The sequence below is a fragment of the Epilithonimonas hungarica genome (assembly GCF_900102265.1).
Lineage (GTDB): Bacteria > Bacteroidota > Bacteroidia > Flavobacteriales > Weeksellaceae > Epilithonimonas > Epilithonimonas hungarica.
Genome location: NZ_FNBH01000002.1, coordinates 881,789 through 901,507 on the forward strand (window position 1 = coordinate 881,789; position 19,719 = coordinate 901,507).

At 36.8% G+C, this 19,719-nt stretch carries 18 protein-coding genes; 8 read left to right on the top strand and 10 right to left on the bottom strand.

Going from position 1 to position 19,719, the window contains the following annotated elements:
- Nucleotides 1–54: 54 nt before the first annotated feature.
- Entirely contained in the window at nt 55–1,119 is a 1,065-nt protein-coding gene (locus BLT30_RS11320) for a T9SS type A sorting domain-containing protein (protein WP_089873631.1), read from the top strand.
- 48 nt (nt 1,120–1,167) lie between these two features.
- Here the strand turns inward: BLT30_RS11320 and BLT30_RS11325 are convergent, their stop codons facing one another.
- The 7 genes from BLT30_RS11325 to BLT30_RS11355 all read right to left on the bottom strand — a co-directional run bounded on the left by BLT30_RS11325 (nt 1,168) and on the right by BLT30_RS11355 (nt 6,976).
- A complete protein-coding gene (locus tag BLT30_RS11325; RefSeq protein ID WP_089873632.1) occupies nt 1,168–1,677 on the bottom strand; it encodes a DUF6973 domain-containing protein in 510 nt (169 codons plus the stop codon).
- Nucleotides 1,678–1,730: 53 nt separating this feature from the next.
- On the bottom strand, nt 1,731–2,588 hold the full coding sequence (gene accD / locus BLT30_RS11330) for an acetyl-CoA carboxylase, carboxyltransferase subunit beta (RefSeq protein ID WP_089873633.1): 858 nt from the start codon (nt 2,586–2,588) through the stop codon (nt 1,731–1,733).
- Between the two features lie 93 nt (nt 2,589–2,681).
- Nucleotides 2,682–3,749, bottom strand: coding sequence for a class II fructose-bisphosphate aldolase (fbaA, locus tag BLT30_RS11335; RefSeq protein ID WP_089873634.1), 1,068 nt, complete (start codon nt 3,747–3,749; stop codon nt 2,682–2,684).
- 104 nt (nt 3,750–3,853) lie between these two features.
- Nucleotides 3,854–4,726: an NAD kinase gene (locus BLT30_RS11340; RefSeq protein WP_089873635.1), complete on the bottom strand. Its 873-nt coding sequence runs from the start codon at nt 4,724–4,726 to the stop codon at nt 3,854–3,856.
- 3 nt (nt 4,727–4,729) lie between these two features.
- Nucleotides 4,730–5,383, bottom strand: a complete 654-nt coding sequence (locus BLT30_RS11345) for a CBS domain-containing protein (RefSeq protein WP_089873636.1) — start codon at nt 5,381–5,383, stop codon at nt 4,730–4,732.
- Between the two features lie 169 nt (nt 5,384–5,552).
- Nucleotides 5,553–6,092, bottom strand: a complete 540-nt coding sequence (locus BLT30_RS11350; RefSeq protein WP_089873637.1) for an RNA methyltransferase — start codon at nt 6,090–6,092, stop codon at nt 5,553–5,555.
- 2 nt (nt 6,093–6,094) lie between these two features.
- Nucleotides 6,095–6,976, bottom strand: coding sequence for a bestrophin family protein (locus BLT30_RS11355; protein WP_089873638.1), 882 nt, complete (start codon nt 6,974–6,976; stop codon nt 6,095–6,097).
- A gap of 277 nt (nt 6,977–7,253) precedes the next feature.
- Between BLT30_RS11355 and BLT30_RS11360 the strand changes: the two genes are divergently transcribed.
- The 6 genes from BLT30_RS11360 (at nt 7,254) to BLT30_RS11385 (ending at nt 13,460) form a co-directional block, all read left to right on the top strand.
- Nucleotides 7,254–8,786: a helicase HerA-like domain-containing protein gene (locus BLT30_RS11360; protein WP_089873751.1), complete on the top strand. Its 1,533-nt coding sequence runs from the start codon at nt 7,254–7,256 to the stop codon at nt 8,784–8,786.
- 25 nt (nt 8,787–8,811) lie between these two features.
- Nucleotides 8,812–9,606, top strand: a complete 795-nt coding sequence (locus BLT30_RS11365; protein ID WP_089873639.1) for a DUF3667 domain-containing protein — start codon at nt 8,812–8,814, stop codon at nt 9,604–9,606.
- A gap of 16 nt (nt 9,607–9,622) precedes the next feature.
- The gene (locus BLT30_RS11370) at nt 9,623–10,009 is read left to right on the top strand and encodes a hypothetical protein (protein ID WP_089873640.1); all 387 of its coding nucleotides are present in this window, start codon (nt 9,623–9,625) and stop codon (nt 10,007–10,009) included.
- Nucleotides 9,981–11,207: a 3'-5' exonuclease gene (locus BLT30_RS11375; RefSeq protein WP_089873641.1), complete on the top strand. Its 1,227-nt coding sequence runs from the start codon at nt 9,981–9,983 to the stop codon at nt 11,205–11,207. Before BLT30_RS11370 ends, BLT30_RS11375 begins: the two co-directional genes overlap by 29 nt.
- A 481-nt stretch (nt 11,208–11,688) precedes the next feature.
- Nucleotides 11,689–12,888, top strand: a complete 1,200-nt coding sequence (lysA, locus tag BLT30_RS11380; protein ID WP_116035847.1) for a diaminopimelate decarboxylase — start codon at nt 11,689–11,691, stop codon at nt 12,886–12,888.
- A gap of 65 nt (nt 12,889–12,953) precedes the next feature.
- The gene (locus BLT30_RS11385; protein WP_139166630.1) at nt 12,954–13,460 is read left to right on the top strand and encodes an energy transducer TonB; all 507 of its coding nucleotides are present in this window, start codon (nt 12,954–12,956) and stop codon (nt 13,458–13,460) included.
- Nucleotides 13,461–13,642: 182 nt separating this feature from the next.
- On the opposite strand, the gene BLT30_RS11390 is transcribed toward BLT30_RS11385, so the two are convergent.
- Entirely contained in the window at nt 13,643–14,212 is a 570-nt protein-coding gene (locus tag BLT30_RS11390; protein WP_089873644.1) for a Crp/Fnr family transcriptional regulator, read from the bottom strand.
- A gap of 11 nt (nt 14,213–14,223) precedes the next feature.
- Nucleotides 14,224–14,988, bottom strand: coding sequence for a 5'/3'-nucleotidase SurE (surE, locus tag BLT30_RS11395; RefSeq protein WP_089873752.1), 765 nt, complete (start codon nt 14,986–14,988; stop codon nt 14,224–14,226).
- A gap of 176 nt (nt 14,989–15,164) precedes the next feature.
- Between surE and BLT30_RS11400 the strand changes: the two genes are divergently transcribed.
- Nucleotides 15,165–17,285 (top strand): carboxy terminal-processing peptidase, encoded by a 2,121-nt coding sequence (locus tag BLT30_RS11400; RefSeq protein ID WP_027382963.1) that lies wholly within the window; start codon nt 15,165–15,167, stop codon nt 17,283–17,285.
- A gap of 54 nt (nt 17,286–17,339) precedes the next feature.
- Here BLT30_RS11400 and htpG read toward each other — a convergent pair whose 3' ends face one another.
- Nucleotides 17,340–19,229: a molecular chaperone HtpG gene (gene htpG / locus BLT30_RS11405; RefSeq protein WP_089873753.1), complete on the bottom strand. Its 1,890-nt coding sequence runs from the start codon at nt 19,227–19,229 to the stop codon at nt 17,340–17,342.
- Nucleotides 19,230–19,719 lie beyond the last annotated feature (490 nt).

Consider the following 19,719-nt stretch of genomic DNA (forward strand, 5'->3'; position numbering starts at 1 on the left):
ATTTTATTAGTTTTTATTTATTCTAAATAATAAGTTTGTAAAAAATTTAAAATTATGCTTAATAAATATCTTTGTTTAGGATTGTTTGCAGTCTTTGTTAACACTAATGCCCAAAACTGTACACCACAAGCCACGGGACCTAATGTTGGCGACACAGGTTGCGTGACCCTTACTTATCAGAACCAACCCGTGTTCTACAAAACCGTAAGAGCAGCTGACGGAAACGAATGGCTACAACAAAACCTTGGAAGTTCAAACGTAGCAACAAGCATCGGCGACGAAGGTGCTCGTGGAGACTATTTCCAATACGGACGTTGGGACGATGGACATCAATTGAAAACATCTGAAACTACAGAAACATATCCGACACCTAATAATCCGGTAGGTCTAGGAGCTGGAACAGCACTATTCTACATTGGTGGAGGGACTCCTTGGTCATCCAATTACACTGGTTGGTTTGCAAATCCAGACCAAAATGATAACTGGACTGCTAAAACTCTTTCCGAAGTTACAGACCACAATGGAATGGACCCTTGTAAAGCAATCGGGAACGATTGGGAAATGCCATCTGAAGCTGATTGGGATCTTGTAATGACAAAAGAGAACATTTTTCCAAAACCTGCTGGCTCTACTAATTCAGGAATGCAAAGAGGCTTTGAGAGCAATTTGAAGATCGCTGGTGCTGGCGCTCGTAAAGATGCCGGCTGGGCTTTTGAAGGAACTCGTGCTTATCTTTGGACAAGGTCAGCTAGTTCAAATCCTAACTTCTATCGTTACGCCTATTTAGGAGCTGCAGCTTCTAGCACAACTGGTTTTGGTGGCGATGCAAAAAGCTTCGGGTATTCTGTAAGATGTGTGAACAAGTCGAATAACACTTTAGCTGTTAACGATTACTCTAAAGTCGATTTTAACTTTGGACCAAATCCTGCCGATAAATTCATCAATATCAACACAGAAAATGCGTTGAAGTCGGTAGAAGTTTTATCTATCACAGGGCAGAAAATATCAGAAACCAAAGACAAAACGGTAGATATTTCTCGTTTGACATCAGGAAATTATTTCATCAAAATAACTTTCGAAAACGGAAAAACAACGACGAAAAAATTCATCAAGAAGTAATATCACTTCAAATCATTAAGGAAAAAGACGCTCAATTGAGCGTCTTTTTTATTCTAAATAAATCAAGACATCTTTTTCTACTTCCTCGTCTTCTGATGTTATGAGAATTCCATTTTCTGTTCTCTCCTGTAATTCTTTAATAAAAAAACTACTCTCAAAAAACTGACGATGCACACCTTGTAAGAGACTCATAAAATAATCCATCCCGACCCTGTTGTTATGAAGGTCCATCTTGGTTTCCAACGGTTCATTCGGGAAAAGGTCCTCGTGCATATCGGTAAGTTTCTCACACCATTTAAGAGATTTTTTAGGCGATGAAACCTTGCAGAAATACATCATGATCAAGCAACACCAATATGCATGTCGGAAAGCGTTTCCTTCGCCATTATTTGAGCTGGTCTCAGGATATAGTTCTTTAGCTTTCGCAAATGCCTTGAAGCTTGCATAAGTGTACAAAACAGCAAACAACGGATGCATGATCCCAATAGAAAAGACCTTCAAAAGTTTTTTAAAGGTCAATGATTTCAACGTTCTAAAAAATATACCTATAAATCTCATCAATAAAAAACTCTCCCAGATTTGAGAGAGTATATTTTAGTTCTATAATTTGATCAATGATACTCGTGGATCAAAAGTTTCACTGCTCGGGAAACCTGCTGTTTGATTTCCGTTCTTTTCACAATGAAGTCAACAAAACCTTTTTCCTGCAAGAATTCTGATGTCTGGAAACCTTCCGGCAGATCTTTACCAATCGTTTCACGAATAACTCTTGGTCCCGCGAATCCGATCAAAGCACTTGGTTCCGCAATAATAAGGTCAGCAGTCATTGCAAATGAAGCTGTGATCCCTCCAAAAGTCGGATCGGTCAAGTAGGCGATATAAGGTAAACCAGCGTCAGAAAGCTGGACCAACTTGGCCTGAACTTTCGCCAGCTGCATCAATGAGTAAGCTGCTTCCTGCATTCTCGCTCCACCTGATTGGCAGATGATCATATAAGGTAATTTGTTTTTGATACAATAGTCGATCGCTCTACGGATCTTTTCTCCCATCACAGAGCCTAACGATCCACCGATGAAAGCAAAATCCATACAAGAAACCACCATTTCCACACCATTCACTTTTCCAGTTGCGTTACGGATAGAATCCGTCAGTTTGGTTTTGGACTTCACTTCTTTCAGACGGTCTGTGTAAGATTTTGTATCCTTGAACTTAAGAATATCCACACTTTCCACGTCAGCATCCAATTCCTTGAATTTCTGCTCATCAAAAAGCATATCAAAATATTCTCTGCTTCCTATCCTTACGTGGAAACCATCTTCCGGAGACACAAAATTATTAGCTTTAAGTTCTTCAGCTTCTATAATTTTTCCAGTTGGCGTTTTGTGCCAAAGCCCTTTTGGAACGTCTTTTTTATCTTCTGTAGAAGTGGTGATGTTTTGTGTTTTCCTTTTAAACCAATCAAATGCCATAAGATCTATAATTGATGAATGATAATTGATAATTGATGATGAAACAATTTAGAAAACCGTTTATCGCTCATCAATTATCATTTATAAATTTTATTAAAGTGTATTAATATTGTTCAGGTCTTCGAAAGCCTGTGTCAATCTCTTGATATAAGTTTCTTCTCCTTTTCTTACCCAAACTCTTGGATCATAGAATTTCTTGTTTGGCGCATCTGCTCCTGTTGGGTTTCCGATTTGATGACGTAGATAATCGATTTTCTCAGTCATGTAATCTCTGATTCCTTCTGTATAACCGAATTGAAGATCTGTATCGATGTTCATTTTTACAACTCCATAACTGATCGCTTCTCGGATCTCCATCAATGTAGAACCTGATCCACCGTGGAATACGAAATTTACCGGTTTCTCTCCTGTTCCGAATTTTTGCTGAACATATTTCTGAGAATTATCAAGAATTTTTGGGGTCAATTTTACGTTACCCGGTTTGTAAACACCGTGTACGTTTCCGAAAGCAGCAGCAATCGTGAAGTTATCAGAAACTGCTTTCAAAACTTCATAAGCGTGTGCTACTTCTTCTGGCTGAGTGTATAGTTTTGAACTGTCAACATCAGAGTTGTCAACACCATCTTCTTCTCCTCCTGTTACACCCAGTTCAATTTCAAGAGTCATTCCCATTTTGTTCATTCTCTCGAAATATTTTGCAGAAACCTCAAGATTTTCCTCAATAGGCTCTTCTGAGAAATCCAACATATGAGAAGAGTAAAGAGACTTCCCGTTTTGTTTGTAAAACTCTTCACTTGCATCCAAAAGACCATCAACCCAAGGTAACAATTTTTTTGCACAGTGGTCTGTGTGAAGGATAACAGTCGCTCCGTAAGCTTCTGCCAAAGTGTGGATGTGTTTTGCTCCTGCAACAGCTCCCAGAACTGCCGCTTTTTGATTTTCATTGCTCAGGCCTTTTCCAGCATTGAAAATAGAACCTCCGTTCGAGAACTGGATGATTACCGGTGCATTAAGTTTCGCAGCAGTCTCCAATGTTGCGTTGATATTACTAGAACCGATCACATTAGCTGCCGGAAGTGCAAACTGCTTCTCTTTGGCATAATCGAATATTTCTGTTACTAAAGAACCAGTGGCAACTCCTGCCGGAAATTTTCTGCTCATTTTATTATATTTTTTAAGATTTTTTTGGACTGTAAAGTTATGAAATTATTAACAATTATAATTTCAATTTTAATATGTTATGTTAAGGATAGTTTTTTTCTTCATTAATTCCTCTTATCATTTCCCCAAAGCAGTTTTTGGCGAATTGTTTCGTAGAAGCTGAAATTTTTAGGTTTGATCAAAAATAATGAAAAGTCTGCTTTTTCTATTAAAATTTCGCTGCCCACTTCCATATGATAAAGTCGCGAATCCAAAGCCAAAGTATATTCCGGAACACGGCTTTTTACAATCAGTTTTATTTTCGCATCGTCTTTTACAATTAATGGACGAACATTCAGATTATGAGGGGCAATCGGCGTGATGACGAAATTATCATTCGCAGGAGAAATAATCGGTCCTCCACAACTTAGTGAATAAGCCGTAGAACCAGTTGGCGTGGAAACAATCAATCCATCGCCCCAGAAAACATTTAGGAATTCTTCGTTGATGTAAGATTCCACGGTAATCATCGAGGTTGTTTCTTTTCTTGAAAGGCTGACATCGTTAAGCGCAAAAGGAAAATCGATATTGGAATTACTGTCCGTTGTGATTTTAATTACAGAACGCTCACTGATGTTATAGTTTTTCTCAAGAATGATAGAATCCAATTCATCGAAGATCTGGTCTTTCCTGAAATTTGCCAAGAATCCCAATCGTCCTGTATTAACACCAATAATCGGAATCTCAAGGTCTTGAATAAACGTCAGCGCATTAAGAATCGTTCCATCTCCACCGAAACTGAAAACGATGTTGACATTCTTATTTTTAAGTTCCTCTTTACAGGAAAAAGTATCAAATTCTTTGGAAAAATTGAGTTTCTCCGCCATTTCCGAATGAAGAACCACGGAAACATCCCTAAGCGCCAATTCAGAAATAAACTTATTGAGATACAAAAACGTATCAAGGTCCTTTTTTTGAGAATAGATAGCTGCCTTCATAAATTATATTTCCAAAAATTTCTGGAAGAATCCAAATCGGTCTTTCAGCAGCTCCTCTTTCTCATCGTCATAATGCTTGTTGATAACATTATAACCATATCTTTCAAAGGTCTCGTCTATCGAACTTAGATTTTCATTACTGATTTTAAGCGTAATCTCTATGCTATCTTCTTTTATCGCACTGATGAAAGTTCCATAGATCTTCGCATTGTTACTTTCTACGATTTGAGAGATCTCTGTCATAGAGTAATGTAAACCAGTGGTTTGAATCGTAAGGATTGCACCATTCTCAGAAAACAACGGATATTTTGAAAACTCATTGAAGATATCGTCGCAGGAGATGTAACCCAAATATTTTTCCTCTTTTGAAATCACCGGAACTACATTCGCATTGAAAGTATGGAAAAGCTTGATACTATCCAGCAGACTGCTGTCTTCTATGATTGCAAAACGCTCATAATGGATATTGAGGCTATCCAGCTTTCCTTCCGGGCTATCCTCCAGGAAAGACTGGCTGAGACCTCCAAGGAAAACGCCTTTGCTTACTATAAAAACATGGGAATGACCAAACTCCTTTGCAACCTCAGAAGCCTCTTCTATAGAATCTCTGTTGCTGAAAGCAGGGTAATCTTTGGAAATGTAGTCTTTTATAAACATTATGCTAATTTACAAAAAATCCTTGGCCATAAAAGATTTTAAAAAATTTTATAAATTTTCATAAAAAGTATTGCATCGTATCAAACAAAAAATATATCTTTGTCGCCTTTCATTTTTACTTTTTATTAGATTTATTTCAAACTGCAGCACTTCATTGTGTTTGCAGTTTTTATTTTTTAATTCCAATATTTTTCGCAAACTCCCAAATCACAATTCCGCCACAGACACTTACATTAAGAGAATGCTTGGTTCCGAGTTGAGGAATTTCAAGGAAAATATCAATATTATTTAAGGCTTCATCAGAGATTCCATCTACTTCATTTCCGAGGATCAAGGCATATTTTTTTCTCGGATCAATTTCAAAATCAGAGATCAATTGACTTGTTGAAGTTTGTTCTATGCCGATAATATTGAAATTATCCTTCTTGAGATTATCGATGGCTGTATTGATATTCTCTTCAAAGATCCAATCCACACTTTCCGTTGCGCCAAGCGCAGCCTTGTGAATTTCGCGATGAGGTGGTTGAGGTGTGATCCCGCAAAGAACAATCTTCTCTACCAAAAATGCATCCGCAGTTCGGAAAATAGCACCGACATTGTGCATACTTCTCACACTGTCGAGAATGACAACTAACGGTATCTTTACCGTTTTCTTGAAAGTTTCTACATCGATCCTTCCGAGTTCTTCTAGTTTCAGTTTCTTTGTCAAAATCAGGCTTTATTTAAAATTAGATCAATATTTCTTTCGATATTTTGTGCGATAGATTCCATCGGGATATCATTCTCATCATTATTGAATGGGTCCTCTATTTCTTCCGCAATCAGCTCCAGACTCATCAATACATAATACACAAACATCGTAATCGGAATCATAAAAAATCCAAGATTAACAACATTTGCAATCGGAAGTGCTAAGACATAGAAAACAATAAATTTCTTGATGAAAGATGAATAGGAATAAGGAATCGGAGTATTTTTAATTCTTTCGCATCCACCACAAACATCCATAAAACCAGAAAGCTGAGTATCCAGAAACAACATTTCCGTATCCGATATTTTATTCTCCTTTTTAAGCTGATACAATTTTTTGGTCAACAAGAAAATCAATTCCGCCGGAGCGTGATGTTTCAATTCTTTTTTCAAATCTGTAAAATCCTCATCCAGGACCAATCTTGTAGACTCTTTGGAAAGATGGGTTGCAAGCAAATGAGGAAAAAACTTAAGGTAACGTGCGATCTGAGTTTTGGATTTAACATCTTTATCATCCAAGATACTACTCACTTTAATCATAAAATTTCTGCTGTCATTAACGAGTTTTCCCCAAAGTTTACGACCTTCCCACCATCTATCATAAGCTGTATTGGTCCTGAAAACCAACAACAAGGACAAAACAAACCCCAGTAGGGAATGGATCATCCCAACGTTAATTACAGACGATTTAGAATTCAAATGCAGATGTTCCACCTCCAAATAATAGATCCCGTAAGAATAAACTCCTACAAGCAGCATTGTGGGAAAAAGAATACTTAAAGTATCAGACTTGTGAAGACTGATAAGGATTTTCAGGAAATTTTTTGTGTTGTAAGCGCGCATACAAAAACATTTGACAACAAAGATAAAATATTATTCCAAGGCTTCTGCTTCAACAATTCATTATCGTAAAAAGCACACCTAATAAAAACCACATAGCCACATAGAATATGCACTTTTTAATTCAAAAAAAAAGGACAAATAGAATTAAATCTAAGTCTATTTATTCTGAAAATATTTCAGAAACTATGTGTCTATGTGGTTACAAATTATTTTAATTAAAGTTTTAAAACCGTTTCTGAAAATTATTTCTAAATTTAAGGTTTTAAAAAACCAATCGATGTCCAATAAAGAGAAATTTATCACCGACCTCAATGCAAAATATAACCCGAAAGGCGAACATATCATCCTGGGAAAAGGAATGCTTGATGGCGAAGTTGTAACGGAAGTCAACGTTTCGATTCCTTTGAAAACCGTTAACAGACACGGATTAATTGCCGGAGCAACCGGAACCGGAAAAACCAAAACACTTCAGGTCTTCGTGGAGCAATTGTCTCATGCGGGAATCCCTACTTTAGTAATGGACATCAAAGGTGACCTTTCCGGAATTGCTGAAGCTGGGATAGAAAATGAGAATATCAAAGACCGATATTCTAAAACCCAACTGCCATATTCGCCGCAGAGTTTCCCTGTAGAATTGATGACGATCTCGGGAGCAAAAGGTGTGAAACTAAGAGCGACAGTTTTGGAATTCGGACCGATCTTGTTGAGCAAGATACTTGGACTGAATGACACGCAGCAAAGCATCATGTCGATCGTTTTCAAATATTGTGATGACAAAGCTCTGCCTTTGGTGGATTTGCAGGATCTGAAAAAAGTGCTGCAATATGTGACCGACAACCCGATTGGCAAGAAAGAATTGGCTGATAATTACGGTTCGATTGCGCCTGCATCTTTGGGAGCGATCCTCAGAAGTATTGTCGCAATGGAACAACAAGGCGCTTCTACTTTCTTTGGGGAACCAAGTTTTGATGTCGAAGATCTGTTAAAAACCAGGGATGGGAAAGGCGTTGTCAATATTTTCCGAGTGGATGACATTCAGAATAAGCCAAATCTATTTTCAACATTTATGCTTTCATTATTTGCTGAGATCTATATGACTTTTCCCGAGGAAGGCGACAGCGGAAGGCCAAAACTGGTCCTGTTCATCGATGAAGCACATTTGATTTTCAACGAGGCTTCAAAAGCGTTGTTGTCTCAAATCGAAACGATGGTCAAATTGATTCGTTCCAAAGGCATCGGGATTTATTTTATCACTCAGATTCCAGGCGATGTCCCGGAAAATATATTGAGTCAGTTGGGCTTGAAAATCCAGCATGCTTTGAGGGGCTTCACAGCTAAAGACAGAAAAGAAATTGACAAAGCGGTAGAAAATTATCCAATCACCGAATTTTATAAAGCGAATGAACTCATCCAAAATCTTGGAATTGGAGAAGCTTTTGTAACAGCTCTGGACGAAAAGGGAATTCCAACGCCTTTAGTTCAAACCTACTTGATTTCTCCTGAAAGCCGGATGGATATTTTGACCTCATCAGAAATCGATGAATTGACGAACAATTCTTCATTAGTCAGAAAATACGAGCAGACAATCGATAAAGAAAGTGCTTATGAAATCCTTAATAAAAGAATCGAAGAACATACACAAACCGTGATTCCTGCACCAACAAGAGGAAGAACAGCCCAGCCAAAAGAAGAACCGGGAATGTTTGAACAAGTCATCGAAAGCCGAGCCGGAAAAACATTTTTGAATACTTTAGCAAGAGAAGGTGCAAAGTTTATTTTGGGAATGTTCAGTATGAAAAAACGGAGATAAAAAAATTAATAATCAAGAAATAGAAATGGCTGAAAATTGTCAAAATTGTAATGAAGTTATCACGGCAAGTTTTTGTGGAAACTGTGGCCAGAAGAAGTATAAAAGAATTGACAGAAAATATATTTGGGATGAAATTCAATATACTTTTCTTCATACAAACAAGGGATTTCTTTATTCTGTAAAAAACATCATTAAAAACCCAGGCAAGACAGCCCGAGAGTTCATTGATGGAAATAGAGTTAATCATTACAAGCCGATTTTGCTAGCTTTTGTTTTGAGTGGTATTTCGACATTTATTTCATTCAAAATCATCGGATTGAGCAAAATATTGAATCAGTTCTACTCTGAGAGAAAAGTTAGCTCGCAGTTTATGAATGATTATACTACTTTTTTCAATAGTTATAATTCTATCATAATGCTATTATTAATTCCACTATTTGCCTTATTCACAAAGTTGGCTTTTAGAAAATGGGGACATAATTATTATGAACACGTAGTTCTAAATGCTTATGTGCTTTGTTTTTATACTCTTTTCAGCATTATTATCACATATCCAATTATGTATTTGGTAAAGGACAATCCGAATTACTTAATAAATGTAACAAGTCTTTCAATGGTGGCCACTCCTTTTATGCTGTTTTGGTTTTTCAAAGAATTTTATCCTAATAAACCAGTAAAAAGTATTATCATGCGTATTTTTTTACTGATAATTTATATGATTATTGGTTTCTTTTTGCTTTTAATTCTAGTTTTTATTTTAGGATTGGGATACGCAAAATTGATAGGACCAGAAGCTTTGGAATATTTTAGACCGAAATAATTTAAAATTATTGATTATGAAAACAATAGCATTTTTATATTTTTTAGGATTCAGTTTACTTAATCTGATGATGGACGTTATTAATAACAAATTTTCATTTTTTGACGTTATCTTGGTCGTAATATTTACATTAGCCTTCTTTATCAAGAAAAAATGGTTTTCACAGATAATTGGAAGTGTTTTTGTTTTAATTAGTCTTTTTGTGTTTTTTTCTGTTTTTCTTTCTCACGTAAAAGGTATGCAGACTGACCATTTAAATGACACATGGACTTACTTGATGGGATACTTATTAAGTATAATTACATTATTTTTTAGTCTGATTCTAATTGGTTTCTTAAATATTAATTCCATTTTTGTAGAACGAAAAAATGTAGATGTACACGGTAATAGACATAGAAAGTAATGGAGCGCCTTTCCGCAAGGAAAGTATTATAGAGATCGCCATCTATCGTTTTGATGGCCACGAGATTACAGACCAGTTTATCTCACTCGTGAATCCCGAGGATGAGATTTCCAGTTTTGTACAAAAATTGACCGGAATTACCTCAAAAATGGTAATTACTGCTCCGAAATTTCACGAAATCGCAAAACGCGTGGTTGAAATCACACAGGATTCGACTTTGGTTGGACATAATATCGACTTTGACTACAGAATGCTTCGCCAATCGTTCAAACGCCTTGGTTATGAATTCAAAATCAACACTTTAGATACAATTCCTTTAGCCAAAAAATTGATCCCTGATGAGAAAAGTTATTCGTTGAGCAAACTTTGCAAATCCATTGGGATTCCTTTGAGCGAAGCGCATCGTGCAAGTGGTGATGCCAGAGCGACTTTAGATTTATTTAAATTACTGATAATCAAAGACAATAACAACGAAATAATCCAGTCACAACAGGAAGAGAATCACGCAAAAAATTACATCAACAAAGTACAACTTCTAACCGAAGATCTCCCCAACGAACGAGGAATTCTGTATTTCCAAAACAACGAAGGGAAAATCATCTATTCCGACGTTGTTGAAGATTTGTATAAATCCGCGAAAAAAATCTTCGATTCTGATAAAAGTAAGTACAAAAAACTGCAGGACGAAACCGAAAAGATTTCTTACGAACTGACGGGAACCGACCTCATCGCAAAACTGATGATGCAAAACAAAGGTATCCAGAAAAGGCAACCTTTGACATTCGGTCTGTTTTACAGGAAGAACAAATTTATTCTCGAAAAAATCAGAAAAACACAGGAAGAAAAACCGCTGTTGAGATTCAAGAGTTTTACACAAGGTTTGAAAGCTATTAATTACATCAAATCCAAAGATGAGCTAAAAGATTTGATTGAATTCACTCAAAAAATAAACCTTAAAAAGAGAAACGAAATCTGGTCCTCATCCGGAAGAACTCTTGGTGAAAAGTCTTTTTTGGTTTTAGAAAAAGGAAAATTAATCGGATTCGGGTTTTACGAATTGTATCATCAAATCCAGTCTTTGGATAAAATTAAAAAGCTGATGTTACCGGTTTCGAGATTCACACAAGAGCTTCAAAACGATTTGCAATTGGCACTTTTGAGGAATGAGTTTGAGGTTTCTCTGCTTCCTGAAAAATAATTTAAGCATAAAATTTTTCAAAGTAAAATCAGTCTTTGTCATTCCGTAGGAATCTCAAATATTGTGGTTAATTGCTAATCTTCTTTGCGAAGCTGCAGCCCGACTTATCTCAATTTGATAAATTCTTGTTATTTGAATCGATGAACCACTTCGTTAGGTTTGAGCGGAAATCCTTTTTTGCCAACCTTCGAGTTCTATTTAAATGAAAAATCGTTTGCAAAAAAGATTGGGAGAGGAAGGCGGATTAAGCTGCCCAAAATAAAAATCAACCCAAAACATTGCAGGATTTACAGATAAACTCTAATTTTGCGAAAAATTTTAACAAAAGCAATGCAATATTTTAAACAAAGCAAAATCGGAAAAAAGGGAGCCGTAAGGTTCTCTAAGGTTTGGAATGTCTAAGGAGTTGCGTGCATAAGATATCTATTGCGGCAGACTCTTTATATAAGAATCTGCCTTTTTATTTTAAAAAATCAAGATTATGACCAATCAGGACTTGCTAAGTATAGCAAAAGAATTCGGGACACCCGTTTACGTTTATGATGTTAACTCCATCCGTGAGCAATATGAAAAACTGACTTCTTCTTTCTCGAAGAACACCAGATTTTTCTACGCAGCCAAGGCTTTGACCAACATCAATATCCTGAAGTACGTCGAAAAGTTGGGCGCATCCCTTGATTGTGTTTCTATCAACGAAGTGAAATTAGGTTTGAAAGCCGGTTTCTCCAACGACAGAATCCTTTTCACACCAAACTGTGTGGACCTTGCAGAGATCGAGGAAGCAATGTCTCTGAATGTTCATATCAACATCGATAATATTTCGATTTTGGAACAATTTGGGAATAAATTCGGAGGTTCTTATCCGATTTTTGTTAGAATCAATCCACATATCTTTGCCGGAGGAAATTATAAAATCTCAACAGGACACATCGATTCCAAATTCGGAATTTCCATTCATCAGCTTCGTCATATCGAGCGTGTTATGAAATCGACCAACATCAATGTGGAAGGTCTTCATATGCACACGGGAAGCGAAATCAAAGACCCGGATGTTTTCCTTCAAGGTCTTGAAATCATGTTCGAATTGGCGGAACATTTCCCAAATCTGAAATATCTGGATATGGGAAGCGGTTTCAAAGTTCCTTATCAGGATGGCGACATCGAAACCGATGTGAAATCTCTTGGAAAAAAAGTCAACGCTGCAATAAAAAAACACGAAGAATCTACAGGAAAAAAATTCCAGCTCTGGTTTGAACCTGGAAAATTCTTGGTAAGCAAAAGCGGACATTTCTTGGTAAAATCCAATGTTATCAAACAGACAACAGCAACGGTTTTTGTAGGCGTTAATTCCGGATTCAATCATTTGATTCGCCCGATGTTCTACGATTCTTATCACATTATAGAAAACTTATCCAATCCAAAAGGTCCGGAAAGAATCTACACCGTCGTTGGAAACATCTGTGAGACAGATACTTTTGCTTGGGACAGAAAAATAAATGAAGTGAGGGAAGGCGACATCATTGTTTTCAGAAATGCTGGAGCTTACGGTTTTGAAATGAGTTCAAATTTCAATTCCAGATTGAAGCCTGCAGAAGTCATGTTCCTTGATGGGAAGGCACATCTCATCAGAAAAAGAGACGAGTTTGAAGATTTATTAAAAAATCAGATTGAAGTTTTATAAATTATTGCTAATCAGAACAGTTTTGGCATAAAATTTCATTCTAAACATTATATAAATCAAATACTATGAAATCATTACTATTTTCATTGAGCTTGCTAATCAGTTCATTGGCTTTCGCTCAAAATAATGACGTTGAAGAATCTATGAACATCGATATTCCTATGATGGATACGTCTTCCAGTTCTGTGACTTACAGCGTTCGCGGAATTTATCAGATAAAAGACACGAATTGTAATCCTTCTCAATTCAAGAGTCTAAGATATCCTGGCGGTACTGATGCTTATATCAAAGAATTGAAAGAAAAACTTCAGCAAAATGTAAATTGGAATACTTACGCTGTGAATGGATTATTCTTTGTGAAGCTAGATATTACGAAAGACGGTGTTCTTTCTAAAGTTGAGGCCGGACCAAAAGTAGCGAACAGCGAACCTTTCCTGAGAGATTTGAAAGACGCCGCAACAAAAGTGAACAAAACTTGGATTCCAGCGAAATGCAATGGAAATCCTATTGACTCAAAAGCCATTCTGAAAATCGATTTTTCATCCATGACTTACGATAATGCCTTTAATTAGTATAAAAATAAAAACCGCTATTTAATCTTAGCGGTTTTTTTATTAGTTTTTACCCTGGAATATCATTAAAAAAAGCATTCAGATTTCTCTAAACGCTTACTTCTTTCCTCATTCGGATTTTTTCAATCTGAAATTGTCCCGCAAAGGTATATCTTAATATAATGCCACGAAATGAACCTCGGTTAACAAATTCGCTTTCTTATACGGCTAAGTGCCTGTGGCGTAATACCCATATAAGATGCAATGTGCTTCAGGGGAATTTTTTGGAAAAGGTCGGGTTGCTCTTTCATCAGTTTCAAATATCTCTCCTCTGCGGTATCGCTTAGAAAAGAAAACTCTCTGTTCAATTTTTCTACATAAAGAGCCTCAACCGTCAATCTACCAATGAGATTGCCTACAGTATGTGTTCTGTAAAGTTCCTGAAGATCATCATAATGCACTCTCCAAACTACCATATCAGTCAACGCCTCCACATTGCATCTGGAAGGCGTTCGTTGAGTAAAGGAATCATAGGCGGTTAGATACTGATAGTTGAAGACAAATCTGATTGTCAGATCTTTATTCTCCTTCTCAAAGAAAAGTCGTGCAGTTCCTGTCTCAACAAACGACAAATAGTTCTCAACTTCCCCGACTTTTAAAATAATATCTTTCTTTTTATACTCTGTCCTGATATTTTTCCTGGTAAATTCTTCCCAATGTTTATCATCAATGGGAATATTTTTAGAAAGCAGATATTGTCTTATAAACTCCATCCACAACGTTTTTATTGATAAATCGAATTCAGTTCATTCATATATTCGTAAGCTGTCAAATCGAATTTCACAGGAACAATGCTGATAAATCCATTAGCAAGAGCTGTTTCGTCTGCATCTTCGGACTGGTCCATATTGTTGAAATAGCCTGTTAACCAGTAATATTTTTTCCCGTGCGGATTGGTTCTTTCGTCAAAGCTTTCCTCCCATTTTGCGTTCGCTTGTTTACAAACTTTGATGCCTTTGATTTCTTCTTTTTTAAGATTTGGGATGTTGACATTCAACACAACACCCTTCGGCATTGGATTTTCCAACGTTTTAAGGACAATATCTTTGATAAATTCTTCTGCCTGGTCAAAATCCGCTTCCCATTTCAAATCGGAAAGAGAGAAACCAATTGCCTGAAGTCCTTCTACACCTGCTTCCACAGCCGCAGACATTGTTCCGGAATAGATAACATTGATGGAAGAATTCGCACCGTGATTGATTCCTGAAACCACCAAATCCGGTTTTCTAGGCAGGATTTTATCTAAAGCCATCTTCACACAGTCAACAGGCGTTCCGGAGCAGGAAAAATCCCTCTGAGGCCCATCAAGATTTAGTTCTTCAAAACTTAAAGTAGAATTGATGGTGATGGCGTGGCCTTTTCCACTTTGTGGAGAGTTGGGCGCCACTACAATGACGTCTCCAATTTCATTGACTATGCTGATTAATTTTCTGATGCCGGGTGCAGTAATTCCGTCGTCATTGGTTACCAATATTAATGGTCTGTTCATAAATTTTTCTTTTAGATTTTTTCCGCTTTTTTGCGAGTTTTTCAAAATTCTCTCAAAAATAACCAATTTATAATACTTTAATTAAAATAAGGTGTTAAATTTGGTTTCGTTTTTGAATACACTCGTAACTTTCAAAAGAAAAAAAATACTAATCCAAGTACAGATTTATAAAATATATGTTCAAAAAAATCAAGTTCAAGAAACTATTGATGTTTGCGCCACTTATGACGCTGATGTTCTGTTTCAACTCCCCACAAAATGATGATGAAAAAATGCAGACCATAATGGTCAGCGTAAAAAATACACTTTCGTATCTTCATTACAGTCCGAAACCCATTAACGATGCTTATTCTCAGGATGTTTATGAGAAATATTTTGAAAGTGTAGATGCTTCCAAAAGATATTTTCTACAGTCCGATATGGATGAGTTCAAAAAGCATTACACCAAACTGGATGATTATCTGAACAATGGAAATCTGATTTTTTATAAATTGACCATTGACCGTCTTTATCAGCGTGTTGATGAGATCGATAAAATGACTCAGGACATCCTCTCAAAACCAATCAATTTGGACGAGGATGATGTTCTGACAATCGAACCAAAGAAAAGAGTGAATCCAGTTGATGCCAAACAACAGCGTGAAGAATGGAAGAAATACATCAAGTATAACATTCTTCAAGAAATTGAAACATTGACAAGCAAAGAAGAAGCTCAGAAAAAGAAGAAAGATTCAGTTGTAAACAACAAACTTCCTGACACTATAAAATACACGCCACTTTCTATGGAAAAGAAGCGTGAAAAAGCGACCGCTGAAGTAAAAGATTTGATTACAGATTCTTTCAGAAGATTCAAGAAGAGAAAGAAAATGGACTGGTTCACAGTTTATATGAATGCTTATACCGAAGTTTTTGACCCGCACACCAATTATTTCTCTCCGAAAAATAAAGAAGAATTCGATATGCAATTCACCGGAAAAGTGATTGGCATCGGAGCTTTGATCCAAGAAAAAAGAGGTTACTTGTATCTTGGAGAATTGACAATCGGTGCGCCAGCTTGGAAATCAAAACAACTGACTTCCGGCGATAAAATCCTTAAAGTGAAATCAAAACCGAACGAAGAACCGGTAAACGTTGTCGGGATGCTGTCTGATGAAGCAGTCCGATTGATCCGAGGTGAAAAAGGAACACCGGTAACTTTGACTGTTGAGAAAAAAGATAAGACCATAAAAGAAGTAACGATGATTCGTGAAGAAGTGGCTATTGAAGATACTTTTGCAAGAAGTATTGCTGTAACTGCTAAAAACGGAAAAAAATACGGATTTATTTATCTTCCAAGCTTCAACGTAGATTTTGAAGACCCGAAAGGAAGAAACGCATCTGACGATATCAAAGCGGAATTAATCAAGCTTAAGAAAGAAAATGTTGAAGGAATCATTCTTGATCTTAGAAGCAATGGCGGAGGTTCTTTGACAGAAGTTGGTGACATTATGGGATTGTTTATGAACGCTGGCCCTTATGTTCAGGTAAAAGATAGTCGTGGAAAAGTTCAGACTTTGAGCAATAAATCCAACGAACCAATCTGGACAGGTCCGCTTGTAGTAATGCAAAACGAATTGTCGGCTTCGGCTTCGGAGATTCTTGCAGGAGCTTTCCAAGATTATGGAAGAGCAGCGGTTATTGGTTCGCCAAGTTCATTCGGGAAAGGAACCGTTCAGACTTTTGTGGAGCTTAATAGATTCCTGAATACTAATGATGATTTCGGAGCTTTGAAATTGACTATCCAGAAATTTTACAGAATCACGGGAGAATCGACTCAAAGAAAAGGTGTGGAATCTGACCTTAAAATGAAAGATTTCTTCTCTTATTCTGACGTTGGAGAACGATTTGACCAGTTCGCATTGCCTTGGGATAAGATCGAAACGACTTCTTATAAGAAATTGACAGGACTTAATATTCCTCAATTGCAGGCAGAACTAGACAAGCAACTTGCTGATAACAACAATTATAAGATGTTGCAAGAATCTGCAGAGTGGAAAGAAGCTTTGGATAAAGAAGAGACAATCACTCTGAATCAAACCAAATTCAATGAGCTGATGAAAACGCGTAAAGCGCAAATCGATAAGTTCAAAGGTCTGGATAAATTCAATAATGGACTGAAATTTACCATTCATCCAGACGAAGCGGAAAGAATCAAAAAAGACGAAGCGTTTGCCAAGAAAACAGAAAACTGGAGAAAAAATCTTGAACGGGATTTCTATCTGGAAGAAACGGTAGATGTACTTTCGAAAATCAAATAACAAAAAAGGAACTCAGTTTTGAGTTCCTTTTTCTTTGTCATTAATAGCTATGTTTTACTTCAAGTTCTCAAAACTACGTTTGATAAAATCCGTCAGCTCTTTTCCTTTCAAAAGATTCTGAGACAATTTTGCCAAATCCAAAGCCTGATTGATCAGCACTCTTTTCTCATCAGCATTATCTTTTTTCAGTAATTCTCCGGCAAAATCTGAGTTAGAATTCACCACCAGATTATACATCTCCGGGAAACCGCCCATTGCAAACATTCCGCCACCGCCAGTAGCCTGCATATCTTTCATCCTTCTGAAAAACTCCGGCTGAGTCAATGTAAACGGCGCATCCGTAGAATCCAAATCTTCCAGCTGAACGGTAAACTTCTGGTCATTGATCGATTCTTCAATCTGCTTCTTCAAAGTTTCCTTATCCGAATCATTTAGTTTAGAAATCTTAGGCTCATCTTTTTTGATTAAATTATTGATGTGGTCTGCATCCACTCTCGCAAAAGAAACATTCTCTTTGGAAGCTTCCAATTTCTGGATGAGGTGCGGAACAATCGGAGAATCCAACAACAGAACCTCATACCCTTTTTCTTTCGCAGACTCTATGTAGCTGTGTTGCTCATCCGCATTGTTTGCGTAAAGAATCACGGTCTTTCCATCTTTATCCGTTTGAGTTGGTTTGATTTTCTCAATCAAATCGTTCCAAAGATAATATGTTCCGTCCGTAGTTGGATAAAGCGCAAACTTGTCAGATTTTTCATAGAATTTATCCTCAGAAATCATTCCGTATTCGATAACGATTTTGATATCGTTCCATTTCTTTTCGTAATCTTCACGGTTGTCATTGATCAATGAAACCATTTTGTCCGCCACTTTTTTCGTGATGTAAGAAGAGATTTTCTTCACAGCCCCATCAGCCTGCAAATAAGAACGGGAAACATTCAACGGAATATCCGGAGAATCAATCACGCCTCTCAACAACATCAGGAAATCAGGAACAATGCCCTTCACCTCATCTGTCACAAAAACCTGATTTTGATACAATTGTATTTTATCTTTCTCGATATTTAGATTATTCCCTAGTTTCGGGAAGAACAAAACTCCCGTCAGGTTGAACGGATAATCCACATTCAAATGGATATGGAACAACGGGTCTTCAAACTGCATCGGATACAATTCTCGGTAGAAATTGTTGTAATCCTCATCTTTCAGTTCAGACGGTGATTTTGTCCAGGCCGGATTGGTATTATTGATGATATTATCAACTTCAATTGTTTCCGGTTTCGCATCTTCAGCAGCACCTTCCGGCAAAGGCAAAGTTTCAGTTTTAGTCCCAAATTTAATTGGAATCTGATTGAATTTATTATACTTTGTCAAAAGCTCACGGATTCTGAATTCCTCCAAAAACTCCGTAGAATCATCTGCGATATGAAGAATAATTTCCGTTCCTCTGTCCGACTTATCCGTTTCTTCCAAAGTATATTCCGGACTTCCGTCACAAACCCAGCGAACAGCTTTCGAATCTTCCTTGTAAGATTTAGTCAAGATTTCCACTTTCTCCGCCACCATAAACGCCGAATAGAATCCAAGTCCAAAATGACCGATAATACCGGCATCTTTAGCAGAATCTTTATATTTTTCCAGAAATTCCTCAGCACCGGAAAAAGCCACCTGATTGATATATTTCTCAACCTCTTCACCAGTCATCCCGATTCCCTGGTCTTTAATGGTCAGCGTTTTCGCATCTTTATCGATTTTCACTTCGATGATAGGATTGCCATATTCCACCTTCGCCTCGCCAATCGTGGTGAGATGTTTTAGTTTCGTAGTCGCATCCGTCGCATTAGAAATCAACTCACGCAAAAAAATTTCGTGGTCGCTGTAAAGAAACTTTTTGATCAGTGGAAAAATATTCTCCACCGATACATTAATACTTCCTGTTGCCATATTTATATTATTTTTTGTTTTTATATCTAAAGAATAACAATCATTTATCATTCATCAATTATCTTGGGGCGACCGTCAAAAGCCAAAGCTTTTCCAAAGCTATTTTGTCACCAGGCTATCCGTTGCAATCTTTTGCTTTTTAGAACATTTGTCATTCCGAACGAAACGAAAAACCTAAAAGCAAAAGGATTTCCACTACTATCCCTGTCGCAGCTTCGCCGTCAATCCAACGTTTCTCAAAAAAAAGACCATCAAAAAAATAATGACAAATTGTCGCTTTATAGAAAACACAAAGACACAAAAGCTATTCAAAAAGAACGCTATAATAAAATTTGACGAAGTCAAATCTTTGTGCCTTAAAACGTAGAATTGCATAAAAACCCTTTTGTGCCTTTGCGTCTAAGAATCACAGAAATAATTATCATAATATCCCTTTAAAATTATTACAAAAACTTTTATGCCTTTTGTGGTTCATCACAGTTTCAAAATT